Here is a 12883-nt window from a genome sequence, read left to right as displayed (position 1 = left end):
AGCACGGGCGCGAATGCCGTGCATATGACGGCGCGGCGCGATGAGGCCCCGCTGCCGTCTCGGACCATTTGACCAAAGACATTGCTGGATCGGAATTATGCCGGGGAACATGCTTTCCAAGGGTGAGGTATTCGTCATCGACACCGATGCCGCCTCCCGCGAACAACTTTCCACCGCGCTTCAACAGAGCGCATACAACGTGATCTGCTTCGCCGACGGCGCATCTCTGCTCTCGGAAGCCAAGGCGCGGATGCCGGCCTGCGTGCTGCTGGAGATGCCGCCCGATCGCTCCGGTCTCGACGTGCTCAAGCGCCTGCGCGAGGAAAACTGCATGGCGCCGGTGCTGGTGACCGCGGCAAACGGCAGCATCGCCATGGCGGTCGACGCCATCAGGAGCGGTGCGGCCGACTTCATCGAGAAGCCGTTCCGCACCCGCGACATCGTCGACCGGATCGGTGCCGCCATCGACGAGTTCGCGCAGCCCGGCTCCAACCGGCAGCGCTGGTTGCCGGGCTGCGAACCCCTGAGCGCGCGTGAAGGCGACGTGCTCGAGCATCTCGCCGCCGGCCTGACCAACAAGGAGATCGCCCGGCGCATGCATCTGAGCGCACGGACGGTCGAGGGCTATCGCGCCGGCATTCTGAGGAAGGCCGGTGCCAAGAACGTGACAGACCTGCTTCGCCGCATCTTCGGGCAGGCTTCGTCCGCTCAGGATTAAGGGCTTCGTCGCGGGCCGACGACATATTGCGGGCCTTGCTGCCGCCGCGGCGACGCCCCACGGAAACCCCAATCGAACCAATTCCTTCCCTGCCGCGTCCAACCATGTTGGCGAGGCATTGGATCGCGCGTCCGGCTGGCGGCGGCGATGAGTTGGAGGAGGGACTTGATGCGCATCACCGCAAAATGTTTGGCAACGACGAGCCTGGTTCTGTTGACCACGGCATTCGCGTCGCCGTCATGGGCCGCAGAATTGGACGCCACATCGGCCATCGATACCGTCACCGTTTACCCCGATGGCGCGACCGTCACCCGCGTCATCGCGGTGGACCTGCCGTCTGGTGACTCGACGCTCATTGCCAAGGACTTCCCGCTTGGTCTCGACACCTCCTCGATCCGGGTGGAGGGTGAGGGGGGAGCGAAGCTCACCATCGGCACGATCGATGCGCGAACGCCACGTGCGGCGCCGGTCAATTTGCCGGAGCTGGACAAGCGCATCGAGGCGCTGAACGACCAGCGCGCCGACCTGCAAGGCGCGATCGACTCGGCCAATGCGCGGCGCAAATTCGCGGAGCATTTTGCGGAAGCGTCGCCCGCGGGCATTGGCGACAAGGGCGAGGCGCGGCCGATTGCCGAATGGCGCACGGCCTTTGCCACCGTCGGTGAGGAAATTGCGAGCGCCGATACCGCCGTCCGCGACGCCACGCGCAAGATGCGCGAGATTGATCGGCAGATCGCCCAGCTCGAAGTCGAGCGGAAGGCCAAGCCGCCGAGCAAGCTCGAAGTCCGCATGGACATCGCCGCGCCGGCAGCAACCAAGGCGACGTTGAGGGTCACCTACAATGTCCGCAACGCGCGATGGCTGCCGCTCTATGACGCCCGGCTCGACACCGGCGCCAAGGACCGCAAGCCGCAGCTCGAATTGGTCCGCCGCGCCGAGGTCACGCAATCCACCGGCGAGGACTGGTCCAACGTCACGCTCGGCGTCTCCACGGTCCGCATCGGCCGCGGCGGCAGCGCGCCGGAGCTGAATTCGCTGGTCGCACAATATCCGCAGGTACCGAGGCCGCGGGCGCTGGGTTCGCTTTCGGATTCGTCAATGCCTGCGGCGGCGCCAATGCAGCAGCGAAAGATGGAAACGTCCGCGGCCAAGGCGGCCGACGACATTCGCGAGCGCGCCGAAGAACAGCAGGCGGTCGCCGAGATCGGGGACTTCCAGGCTACCTACAAAATTCCCGGCCGCGTCAGCCTCGGCGCCGCCGAGGGCGCCAAGAGCCTGCGCATCGCCTCGGTGACCGTGCCCGCCGATCTCACGGTGCGCGCGGCACCGGTGATGGATCCCACCGCCTTCCTCGAAGCCAGCTTCAAGCAGGCCGACGACACGAGCCTGTTGCCGGGCAAGGTCGCAATTTATCGCGATGGAACCTTCGTCGGCCGCGGCAAGCTCTCGCCTTCGGCCAAGGACGATATTGTGCGGCTCGGCTTCGGCGCAGACGACAAGGTCAGGATCGAGCGCGCGGTGCTCAAGCGCAACGAAGGGTCGGCCGGTCTCCTGGTCACGACGTCGAAGACCGACGAGCGATCGTTCAAGACGACGATCCGCAATGGTCACGACTTCCCGATCAAGGTCGCGATCGAGGACCAGTTGCCGATCAGCGAGAGCGAGGACATCCTCGTCGAGATGCTGCCTGCGACCACGCCGCCGACCGCAAGCAACATTCGTGACCGGCGCGGCGTCCTGGAATGGTCGTTCGACGCCAAGCCCGGTGAGGTCAAGGACATCAACTTCGCCTGGCGCATCCGTTGGCCGAAGGACAAGAGTATGGTGATCGTGCCGGCGGGCTAAATTCCCGCCACAGGCGGCACCGCGCGCATCGATTGCGGCAACACGTAAGGTACGCCGTCGTCAGCCTGATGGACGACGGCGTCGATCTCGAAGATGTCGCGGATGGTCTCGCGTGTGACGACATCGGCGCGCGGGCCGTCGGAGGCGAGCCGGCCGCGGTTCAGCACGACCAACCGGTCGGCAAATCGGATCGCAAGATTGAGATCGTGCAGGATCGCGATGACGGCGGTGCCATCCGCCGCGCGGCGGCGCGCGGCTTCGACGAGGTCGATCTGGTGACGCAGGTCGAGGCTCGAGGTCGGCTCGTCCAGCAGCAGAAGGCCCGGTCCGTGCTCGGCCTCGCCGCAGGCGAGCTGCACCAGCACGCGGGCGAAATGGGCGCGCTGCTGCTCGCCGCCTGACAGCGTCGGCAATTGTCGTTCGCGAAATTTCGTCAGGCCAACCTCGTCCAGTGCGGCATCGACAAGCGGACCGGGATCGCGCAAGCTGCGGTCGCCCGCGCCCATCAGCACGATCTCCCCGACCGTGAAGGGGAAGGTGACGTTGATGTGCTGGGACAACATCGTGCGGCGCGCGGCGAGTTCGCGTGGCGTATAGCTGCGGAGATCGCGCTGCTGCAGCCGCACCTCGCCTTCGCTCGGGCGGAGGTCGCCCGAGAGCAGCCGCAGCAGCGTCGACTTGCCGGCGCCGTTCGGACCGATGATGGCGATCATCTCGCCGGCCCCCACGCTCAGGTCGACGCCATCGAGTAGCGTCGCGCGGCCGGCGCGCTTGGTTAAAGCACGGGCTTCGATCACGGCGCTCATAGCGAGGCGAGCCCACGCTGCCGCAGCAGAATCCCCAGGAAGACCGGGGCGCCGACTGCGGCGGTCAAGATGCCGATCGGCATTTCCGCCGGCGCCACGATGGTGCGCGCCAGCGTGTCGGCGCCGACCATCAGGATCGCACCGAGCAGCACCGAGGCCGGAAGCAGCAGGCGGTGCGTCGGGCCGATGACGAGGCGCAACAGATGCGGCACGACGATACCGACGAAGCCGATGACGCCGCTGATCGACACCGCGACTCCGGTCATGGCGGAGACCATGACGATCGAGATCCGCTTCAGCCGCTCGACGTCGACGCCGCCATGAAAGGCGTCGGCCTCGCCGAGCACCAGGAGATCGAGACCGCGGGCGATGTAGGTGCAGGCCAAGAGCCCGACGACCAGGATGGGCACGAGCACGGCGGCCTTGGTCCAGGTCGCGCCGCTCATCGAACCCAGCAGCCAGAACGTGATGTCGCGGAGCTGGCGGTCGTCGGCGACGAACACCAGCAGGCCGATGCCGGCATTGGTGATCGCGGTGATGGCAACGCCGGCGAGCAGGAAGATCGCGATCGAGGTCCGCCCCGAGCGGCTGGAGATGCCATAGAGGGTCGCGGTCGTGACCAGCGATCCCGCGAAAGCAGCAAGCGGCAACAGCTCGGTCTGGAGGAAATGCAGCGTCTCGCCGAAGCGTGAATCGGTGAAGACGATGGTACTTGCGGCCGCGAGCGCGCCGCCGCTGGAGACGCCGACCAGCGCAGGATCGGCGAGCGGATTGCGGAACAGGCCCTGCATGATTGCGCCGGCCGCGGCGAGCAGGCCGCCGACCATCGCGGTCGCCGCGATCCGGGGGATGCGGATCGACCACAGTACGAGCCGGTCACGGGCGGTCATGGCATCGGCGGCTGCGTTGCCGGCAAAGCCGAGTGCGGCAGGCAGCCGCGAGAGGGGAATGCCGGCCGCGCCGACGGTCAGCGCAACGGTCGCGATGACTGCAAGCGCTGCGAGGAGCAGAGGAAGCGCAACCGACCCGAACCTGCGTCCCCTACCGGCGCGTTGCCCGGTGCTACGCGCTCCTGTTCCGACCGCAACACTCATTGCCGGCAGTTCGCTGCCGACAAGGCCGAGGCGAACGTGCCACCCCGGTCGGACAATGCCGGATAGAGCTTGACGGAGAGATCGCGCGCCGCCGCCGCGGTGCGCGGCCCGAAGCCGAGCAGATATAGCCCGTCCATCGTGATGAAACTCTTGTTGGCTGCGACCGGCGTCAGCGCAAAGCCCGGATGGACATAGATCGCGTCGGCCTGGAGTGAGTCCTTGCCGCGCTCGATCGACAGCACGACATCGGGCTTCGCCGCGACGATCGCCTCGTCGCCGATGATCTTGTAGCCGTCGTAATCGTCGACCGCGTTGGCGGCGCCCGCGAGCTGGATGATCTCGTCGGCAGCGGTCTTGTGACCGGCGACCATGGCGCGTCCGTTCTGGAGCGACATCACGAACATCACGCGGACCGGCTTCGTCACCTTGGCGCGCAGTGCGCGGAGCTGCGCGAGATCGGCGCTGACCGCGGCGGTCAGGCATTCGGCGCGCGCGTCGACGCCCATGGCATGGCCCACCAGTCTAATTTTTTCGATCAGGCCGTCCTCGGAGAAGGTCTCCGGCACCAGCACCAGCGGCACCTTCGCCGTCTCCAGCAGGTCCATCGTTTCGCGCGGGCCCGACCCCTGGATCGCCAGGATCAGAGTGGGGGTGAGGCCGAGCACGCCCTCGGCTGAAATCTGGCGCATGTAGCCGACATTGGGTTTGTCGCGCAGCGCCGCTGCCGGATAGAGGCTCGTGGTGTCGACACCGACCAGGCGGCTCTCGAGCCCGAGCGCATAGAGAATCTCGGTGATGGCGCCGCCGATCGAGACCGTCCGTGTAATGTCGGCGACAACGACATCGCGGTTGCGCGCGTCATGCACGGTGATACCGGCGGCGTGCGCGATGGACGCGAGCGCGATCGTGCCGGAGAGCAGGATATTCGCGAGGGTGCGACAAAATGCCATTGCAGGTTACTTCGTCAGGATCAGCTTGTTCTGCGAGGTCAAACGCAGGCGATAATTGTCCTCGCCATGCGCGATGATGATCTCGCGCTCGGCCGCAAACAGCTCGCGGCTGTCGATTCGGCTCCCTCGCATAATGAGGGTTCTCGTTGTTGCAGAAGGGCTTTGTGTCGGCCCTGCCGCATCGCCGTCGCTGTCTCCGGACGTTGCTGACATGGTAGGTGTGATGCGCTTTCGAAATTTCAGATGCGTCTTGCTTGTATAAGCGGCGCGAAGCGCATTCCAACGGCGACGATTTACAATCGATATAAACTGCAACCTGATGTCATTGACCGTCGAAGTGTTGCCACGTAACCAATTAAGGCAGCGGACAGCTTGTCCGCGTCTCGAGAACATCAGCCAGCCAGTCGTTCGCTTTGCGAACGCACGCCAGCCAAAAGACTCCAAAAAGTGAAGTGCAGGCTGGGGCTGATATGGCTGACGGGGCTAGGTATTCGCGCGCCCTTATTTTGGGCGCATCGGTGGTTTCAATTGCGGCATTGGTGACGGAGAGCGGCCTCGCGCAGACTGCTCAGCCGCAAGCCGAGAGTGTGTCGCCGGAGCGGCCGAAGCAGGCCAAGCGCAAGCAGCCCAAGCCGCGGGTCGCGCAGCAGGCGGCGCCCGATGCCATGAACGCCCGCGCCCAGGCCGGCGGCGTCGCGCCCGTTCAAGCGCTCGACACCATCACGGCCGCGGCCTCAAAGACCGAGGAGCGTGCCGTCGATGCGCTTGCGCCGGTCAGCGTCGTGACGTCGGCGCAGATCGAGGCGCGGCAGGCCAGTACTGTCGGCGATCTCATCTACAACGTGCCGGGCGTGTGGGTTCAGAATCGCGGCGACGAGCCGTCGACCTCGATCAACATCCGCGGCTTGCAGGATTTCGGCCGTGTCGCTGTCGTCGTCGACGGCGCGCGGCAGAACTATCAGCGGACCGGTCATTTCGCAAACGGCTCGTTCTTCCTCAATCCCGAGCTGATCGGCGGCATCGACATCGTCCGTGGCCCCACCGCCAACATCTACGGATCCGGTGCGATCGGAGGTGTGGCGTCGTTCCGTACCAAGGACATCGAGGATGTCGTGCGCGCGGGAGAGCGATGGGGCGTGGACGTCAAGACCATCCTTGGCAGCAATTACGGGCGTGCGCTCGGCTCAGCCTTCGGCGGCGTCCGCGTCAATCCGGATGTCGACGTGTTCGCCGGCGGCACCTACTCCACGCAGGAGAACTACAAGGACGGCACGGGCTTCGAGGTTGCCAATACGGGCAACCGCCTCACGAGCGGCATCGCCAAGCTGACGGTGCGGCCTGCGGACGGGCACGAGGTCAAGCTCGGCACGATCTTCCAGGAAGACATCTACCGCGTGGGCCAGCCGCCACGGCGCGTCGGTGATCCCAACTCGACCAATGCGAACGGCACCAACAATCTCGGCGGCACGTCGATCTACGCATCCAATGTCAAGAACTACACCACGACGCTCGGCTGGAAATATTCACAGCCGGACAATCCATGGGTCGATTGGGACGCGAAGGTGTACTGGAATCGCACCGAGAACGATCAGGTCAAGAGCGCGCATACGAGCGTAACGCCGTCGGTCTATTGCGGCGGCGTGCCTGGAAATGCCGTGTCGGGCTGTATCGGCAGTAATCGCGGATATCTGCTCGACACGATTGGCGTCGACGTGCACAACACGTCGCGCTTCGAGACCGGAAGCTGGCGTCACGCGTTGACCTACGGACTGGACGCGTTCCAGGACAAGGTATCGTCGCGCGACACGACCGGCACGTCGGAGGTCACGACGCCCAGCGGTCAACGCACGGTGTCTGGCGGTTTCGTGCAGTGGAAGGCGAACTATACCTCGATGCTCGAGGTGATCGGCGCGCTCCGGTACGATAACTATCAGCTTTCCTCGGCTTCCTCGTCGTCCGGCGGCGATCGGCTGTCGCCGAAGATCACGGTTGCGCTTGTTCCCACCGCGGTCGTGACGCCGTATGTCAGCTATGCCGAAGGCTATCGCGCTCCATCGATCACGGAGACGCTGGTCAGCGGGCCGCATTCGGGTGCCACGATCAACGACTCCTTCTTCCGCTGTCCGTCAGGCACACCGGGACCGGGCGCGGATTCGACTTTCTGCTTCGTGCCCAATCCGAACCTGCGGCCCGAGGTCGGCAAGAACAAGGAGATCGGCTTCAACATCAAGAAGAATGACCTGTTCACTCCGGGTGATACGCTGCGCGGCAAGATCAACGTATTCCGCAACGACATAACGGATTTCATAGATCAGGTCGCCTACGGAAATCCCCTGGTCGTTCCCACCGGTCCGCCGCCGGCACCGAGCATCACCGTGCTGCCGTTCCTGCAATATCAGAACGTGGCGTCGGCGCGCATTCAGGGCTTGGAAGCCGAGGCGATGTACGACGCAAACCTCTGGTTCCTCGGTCTCTCCGGCACTTATCAAAATGGCAAGAACCTGCAGACGGGGTTTGGCCTGTACAGCGTTCCGCCGCAGAAGGTCACCACGACGGCTGGCGTGCGCCTGCTCGACCGAACCCTGATCCTCTCGGTGATGTGGACATCGGCCATCGCCAACTACGACATCCCACGGAGCTACACTCCGGCGACGTCGTACGATCTCGTGAATCTCTATGCCCAATATCAGCCGACGTCGGACCTCATGCTCAATTTCTCGGTCGAGAATCTCTTCAACCGGTACTACCGGCCTTACGCCATTCCGGTCGGCAGTACCGGCGATACGCAAAACGACGTGAAATGGGCGAGCGCCGGCGCCGGGCTCGTGATCAAGGGAGGCCTCAAGTACCACTTTGGCGGTACCTAGCGACTGCCGGCGATCCCGATGGGGGGCGCATCGGCCTCCAAAGCCACGCCGATGTCCCCGGCGTGGTTTCGGCGCGTTCTGAAGACCCGGTCGGCGTTCGCCGATCTGCATGACTGACAGGAGAAGAGTTAAATGTTTATCGCCATGAACCGTTTTCAAGTGAAGAACGGCGCGGAGACCGCGTTCGAAACCGTCTGGGCTACCCGCGAATCCTATCTCGGCAGCATGCCGGGCTTCGTCGAGTTTCATCTCTTGAAAGGTCCCGAGGCCGAGGACCACACGCTCTACTCCTCGCACACCACCTGGGTCGACAAGGCGGCGTTCGAGGCGTGGACGCGCTCGGACCAGTTTCGTCGTGCCCATGCCCGCGCCGACAATCCGACCGGCGAGAGCCTCTATCTCGGCCATCCCAAGTTCGAAGGTTTCGAGGTGATCCAGAGCGAGCGCAAGGCCGCGGCTGCCTGAGGCAGCGCGAAGCACGAGAGGAGCTGGACATGCTGAGCACCGATCTCGCCGATCTCAAGGCGTATATGGCCGACAATCCCGGCGCGGTGATCGAGGACGTCGCGCGCGAGCGCAAGGTCACGCCGCGCGCGGTGATCGAGGCGCTGCCGTCGTCGATGGTTCGGGTGGGTGGCGGCGAGCATTTCGTCGCTGCCATGCAAGACATCGCCGCGTGGGGCGAGGTGACGCTGATCGTTCATACGGACGATGCGATCTTCGAGTTCACCGGCGCGATCCCGGCAGGCGAGATCGGCCGCGGCTATTTCAACCTGATGCAGCCGAAGGGCTTGCACGGCCATCTCCGCCACGAGCGCTGTGCGGCCGTGGCCTTCGTCGAGCGTCCCTTCATGAGCAAGACTTCGGCATTCGTCGCTTTCGTCAACGCGGACGGCGGCATCATGTTCAAGGTCTTCGTCGGCCGCGACGAGACCCGGGCGCTGCGTGCGGACCAGCTTGTGCGGTTCCGGCAGCTTGCGGACCGCACGGCCGCGCCGGCCGCGTAGCTTTCACTGTCTGTTGGGAGATCAGGCATGCGAAGCATTTCCAGCCTTCGGCACATGATTGGATCCATCCTGCTGGCGGCGCTCGCACCGACTCCAGCCTTCGCGATCGACGAAGCGCTGTTGCCGCGCAATTTGTCGCCCTGGGGCATGTTCCTCGGCGCCGATATCATCGTGAAGACGGTGATGGTGGGGCTCGCCATCGCCTCGCTGGTGACGTGGACGGTCTGGCTCGCCAAGTCCATCGAACTACGCCGCAAAGGCGCGCTCGCCTTGCAGCGGACGCGCGCGCTCGAAGGCAACATCAAGCTGATCGAGGCGGCAGAACAGACCGGCGACGCACATGACGCCGTCGCCCAGCTCATCCAGTCCTGCGCGAAGGAAGCAGAGCTCTCCGGCGGCATCCTGGACGACGGCCTTCAGGAGCGCGTCGCGCTGCGGTTGGAGCGGGTCGAAGCCGCGATGTCGCGGCAGATCGCGCGCGGCACCGGCGTGCTCGCGACCATCGGCGCCACGGCGCCGTTCGTCGGCCTGTTCGGCACGGTTTGGGGCATCATGAATTCCTTCATCGGTATCTCCGAGAGCCACACCACGAGCCTCGCAGTAGTCGCGCCCGGTATCGCGGAAGCGCTGCTCGCGACCGCGCTCGGCCTCGTCGCCGCGATTCCGGCGGTCGTGATCTACAATCACCTCGTCCGCGGCATCGCCAACTACCGGGCGCTGCTGGGCGATGCCTCGGCGCAGCTCATGCTGCTGGTGAGCCGGCAGCGCGACCACAGAGAGTTCCGCATGGCGCGGGCGGCGGAGTAGGCCATGGCCGCGAAGCTCGGCGCACGGTCCGGATCGCCGCTCAAGTGCGGCGATCCGGATGATCTCGACGTCACCCATGAGATCAACGTCACGCCGTTCATCGACGTGATGCTGGTGCTGCTGATCATCTTCATGGTGGCTGCCCCACTTGCCACTGTCGACATCGGGGTCGAACTGCCGGCGACCGCGGCCGAGCCGGCACCGCGGCCGGACAAGCCGGTCTTCCTCACCGTGAAGCCGGATCTCTCGATCGCGGTCGGCGAGAACGTGGTCGCCAGCGATGCGCTCGGCACCTCGCTCTATGCCGCCACCAACGGCCGCAAGGACGAGCGCATCTATCTGCGCGCCGACAAGGCCGTCTCCTATGGCGACCTGATGGAGGTGATGAACGCCTTGCGCAACGCCGGCTATTTGAAGGTTGCGCTGGTCGGCCTCGATGGACGCAACTGATGGCCGCGAACGCCTTTGCTCTGCACGAGCCGCTCGGCGAGCGCGAGGGGGCACGATGGAGCATAGCGGCCGCGGTGATCGTGGCGTTGCACGTCGCGGCCGCGCTTCTTGCGACGAACTGGCTCAAATCGCAGCCCGAGCGGGGCGTCAGCCTGCCGGCGATCATGATCGATATGGCGCCGGTGACGTCGGCACCGCATTCGGTGCAGGACGACGTCGCGCCGGGACCGGTGATGCAGGAGGCCGACGCCTCGCCGCCGGAGCCGGTGCAGCAGCAGGCCGCCGAGGACACCATCGCGCCGACACCGCCGCAGGAGAAGCCGGACGTCGTCGCGCCGCCGGAGCAGAAGCTCGAGCCGACACCGGCGAAGCCCGAGCCGGCGAAGATCGTGCCGGTGGAAAAGCCTGCGCCGGCGAAGCCGAAGCTGGTCCGCCGCGAGGCCAGGAAGCCGTCGGAGGCGATGCCCGCACCGCGCACCAGCGCTCCGCCGCGGGCCGAGCGTGAGGCGCCGATGGCATCCGCGATGAGCGCCGGCGCGGTGGCCGCCGTGATCGCATCCTATAATCAGCGGGTTCGCGCGCATCTGATGCGCTTCCACCAATATCCGTCCGGCGGCGGCGGTCAGCGCGGCGTTGCCAGGCTCAGCTTCACCGTCAGCCGCAGCGGACAGGTCACGTCGAGCCGGCTCAGTGGCTCGTCCGGTGTTGCCGCGTTCGACGCCCAGGCCATGTCGATGGCCCGCCAGGCCTCGCCATTTCCGCCGATCCCGGACGAGATCAAGAACGGCGTGATGAACTTTACGATTCCGGTGGAGTTTACGGTGCGATAAGCCCCCCGCTGTCATGCCCCGGCTTGACCGGGGCATGACACGCGTTGAGAGAGCGTCAGCTTATTTCGCCTTCAGAAAATCCGCGACCTCGAGCAGCATGAACTCGTCGTCGTCGGCCTTGTTGGGATCGCGGCTGGACGAGAACGGCAGATTGTTGTCGTTGCCGACGATGATGTGGGTTTCATCGACACGATCGACGTTCTCGATGGTGAAGAACGGGAAGGTGTAGACGCCGTCATTGAGCGGCTTCTTCGCCTTCTTGTCGGGATCCCTGATCTTCAGGAGGTCGATATAGCCGATCTTGCGCACGGGCTTGCCGACATTGGCCTCCGTGAGCTCGATCTTGTAGACGCGCTTGAACTTGGCCACGTCAGGGAAGCAGTTCTCGCCGCGGGTCCCCTGAGGGCAGGCCTTGTCGGGCGTGCCTTCGCCGTTGTCGCGCTCGATGATGAGGCCGGCGCTCGGGTCGATCATGTTGAAGTCGCCGATGGCGTTGCCGTTCTGCTCGAACACATACTGCCAATAGCGGCCGGTGAACTTCTCCGCGACGACGTCGAATTCGAGGATGCGCGAGGCTTCCTTGCCGTCGACTTTCTCCCAGTCCTTCTTCTCGGCATCCCACAGCGGGCCCTCGAGCAGGCCGTAGAGAAACTTGCCGTCCTTCGAGGAGGCGAAGCCCTCATAACCCTTGGAGCGTCGGACGTTGACGTTGCTGTAGGTTGCGCCCGGCGCGGCCGGGGTCGCCACCGCCCAATGATCCGGCGAGCGCACCGGCTTGCTGTCGGCGACCGTCTCGAACAGCCCGAGAATCTTGCCGGTCTTGTCGGCCTTCAGGATGTAGGGGCCGAACTCGTCGCCGATCCAGAAGGTGTCACCGATAATCTGAAAACCTTCGGTGTCGAAATCGGAGCCGGTGAGATAGCGCCTCTCGGTGTCTTCATGGACGATGCGGAACGGCACGCGTCTGTCGGGATCGTGCAGGAACACGGTCTCCAGCCGCTCGATCTTGCCGCCAGCCCAATCCATCTTGTAGCGGTTGAGGTACAGCATCGAATCCGGTGAATTGGCGCGCGCGCCCATGCCATTGTCGATGATGACCCAGAAGGTGCCGTCGCCCATCGACTTGATGCCGGAATGGCCTTGCAACGGCTGGCCCTTGAACGGCAGCGACACGCCGGTCGCCCGCTCATAGGACTTGCCCATCACCGTGCCGAGCGCGTCGACCCGCTTGCCGGTGGTGTATTTGCCGGACGTCTTGAGATCGGCGGGCGCGTCTGCCGGCGCGTCGATGAACGTGGCAGCCGGCATCACCACGTGGCCGGCGAGCTTGGCGGGGAATTCACCTTCGCTCTGCGCGAGCGCGGAGCTCGCGGTGAGAATGATCGTTGCGACGGTGCCAAGAAAAGTCGCGCGCATGTGCGTCTCCTGTTAACGGAGACCGTCTTATGCGGACCGCGCATTGCAGTTTTGTGAAGCCGGGCCAAACGCCGCAGCCGACCGTTATTTTCT

The 12883-nt window shown here is 65.0% G+C and carries 13 protein-coding genes; 8 read left to right on the top strand and 5 right to left on the bottom strand.

The features are described 5' to 3' along the window. Positions 1-97: 97 nt before the first annotated feature. Complete coding sequence (locus AC0L3P_RS24265) at positions 98-718, top strand: response regulator transcription factor (RefSeq protein ID WP_473305668.1); 621 nt, start codon at positions 98-100, stop codon at positions 716-718. Between the two features lie 168 nt (positions 719-886). Then, positions 887-2563 carry a mucoidy inhibitor MuiA family protein gene (locus AC0L3P_RS24260; RefSeq protein WP_354059802.1) on the top strand — a complete coding sequence of 559 codons (1677 nt, stop codon included), beginning with the start codon at positions 887-889 and terminating at the stop codon, positions 2561-2563. Here AC0L3P_RS24260 and AC0L3P_RS24255 read toward each other — a convergent pair. Genes AC0L3P_RS24255 through AC0L3P_RS24240 form a run of 4 tightly spaced genes read right to left on the bottom strand, consistent with a single transcriptional unit; the run spans position 2560 to position 5626 of the window. Then, positions 2560-3369 carry a heme ABC transporter ATP-binding protein gene (locus tag AC0L3P_RS24255; protein ID WP_473305664.1) on the bottom strand — a complete coding sequence of 270 codons (810 nt, stop codon included), beginning with the start codon at positions 3367-3369 and terminating at the stop codon, positions 2560-2562. The two genes, AC0L3P_RS24260 and AC0L3P_RS24255, sit on opposite strands and share 4 nt — an antisense overlap. After that, positions 3366-4463 carry a FecCD family ABC transporter permease gene (locus tag AC0L3P_RS24250; RefSeq protein ID WP_275169552.1) on the bottom strand — a complete coding sequence of 366 codons (1098 nt, stop codon included), beginning with the start codon at positions 4461-4463 and terminating at the stop codon, positions 3366-3368. The genes AC0L3P_RS24255 and AC0L3P_RS24250 overlap by 4 nt, the downstream gene beginning before the upstream one ends. Then, the gene (locus tag AC0L3P_RS24245; protein WP_473305661.1) at positions 4460-5413 is read right to left on the bottom strand and encodes a heme/hemin ABC transporter substrate-binding protein; all 954 of its coding nucleotides are present in this window, start codon (positions 5411-5413) and stop codon (positions 4460-4462) included. The genes AC0L3P_RS24250 and AC0L3P_RS24245 overlap by 4 nt, the downstream gene beginning before the upstream one ends. Before the next feature lie 6 nt (positions 5414-5419). Then, a complete protein-coding gene (locus tag AC0L3P_RS24240; RefSeq protein ID WP_354060862.1) occupies positions 5420-5626 on the bottom strand; it encodes a hemin uptake protein HemP in 207 nt (68 codons plus the stop codon). Between the two features lie 257 nt (positions 5627-5883). Between AC0L3P_RS24240 and AC0L3P_RS24235 the strand changes: the two genes are divergently transcribed. From AC0L3P_RS24235 to AC0L3P_RS24210, 6 genes are all read left to right on the top strand, one after another. Then, a complete protein-coding gene (locus AC0L3P_RS24235; protein WP_473305658.1) occupies positions 5884-8280 on the top strand; it encodes a TonB-dependent hemoglobin/transferrin/lactoferrin family receptor in 2397 nt (798 codons plus the stop codon). Between the two features lie 132 nt (positions 8281-8412). After that, positions 8413-8745 carry a heme-degrading protein HmuQ gene (gene hmuQ, locus AC0L3P_RS24230; protein WP_275169549.1) on the top strand — a complete coding sequence of 111 codons (333 nt, stop codon included), beginning with the start codon at positions 8413-8415 and terminating at the stop codon, positions 8743-8745. A 29-nt stretch (positions 8746-8774) separates the two neighbouring features. Further along, positions 8775-9287, top strand: coding sequence for a heme utilization cystosolic carrier protein HutX (gene hutX, locus AC0L3P_RS24225; protein WP_354059812.1), 513 nt, complete (start codon positions 8775-8777; stop codon positions 9285-9287). A gap of 27 nt (positions 9288-9314) precedes the next feature. Continuing rightward, positions 9315-10094 carry a tonB-system energizer ExbB gene (gene exbB, locus AC0L3P_RS24220; protein WP_275169548.1) on the top strand — a complete coding sequence of 260 codons (780 nt, stop codon included), beginning with the start codon at positions 9315-9317 and terminating at the stop codon, positions 10092-10094. 3 nt (positions 10095-10097) lie between these two features. Next, positions 10098-10544: a TonB system transport protein ExbD gene (exbD, locus tag AC0L3P_RS24215; protein WP_275169547.1), complete on the top strand. Its 447-nt coding sequence runs from the start codon at positions 10098-10100 to the stop codon at positions 10542-10544. Beyond that, positions 10544-11374, top strand: a complete 831-nt coding sequence (locus tag AC0L3P_RS24210; protein ID WP_473305654.1) for an energy transducer TonB family protein — start codon at positions 10544-10546, stop codon at positions 11372-11374. The genes exbD and AC0L3P_RS24210 overlap by 1 nt, the downstream gene beginning before the upstream one ends. A gap of 60 nt (positions 11375-11434) precedes the next feature. Here AC0L3P_RS24210 and AC0L3P_RS24205 read toward each other — a convergent pair whose 3' ends face one another. Further along, positions 11435-12790 carry an esterase-like activity of phytase family protein gene (locus AC0L3P_RS24205; RefSeq protein ID WP_473305650.1) on the bottom strand — a complete coding sequence of 452 codons (1356 nt, stop codon included), beginning with the start codon at positions 12788-12790 and terminating at the stop codon, positions 11435-11437. Between the last annotated feature and the right edge of the window lie 93 nt (positions 12791-12883).

The organism is Bradyrhizobium sp. WSM4874, from assembly GCF_055811835.1.
Note: the sequence above shows the minus strand (reverse complement) of the source record. Positions and strands in the feature narration are given on the sequence as shown.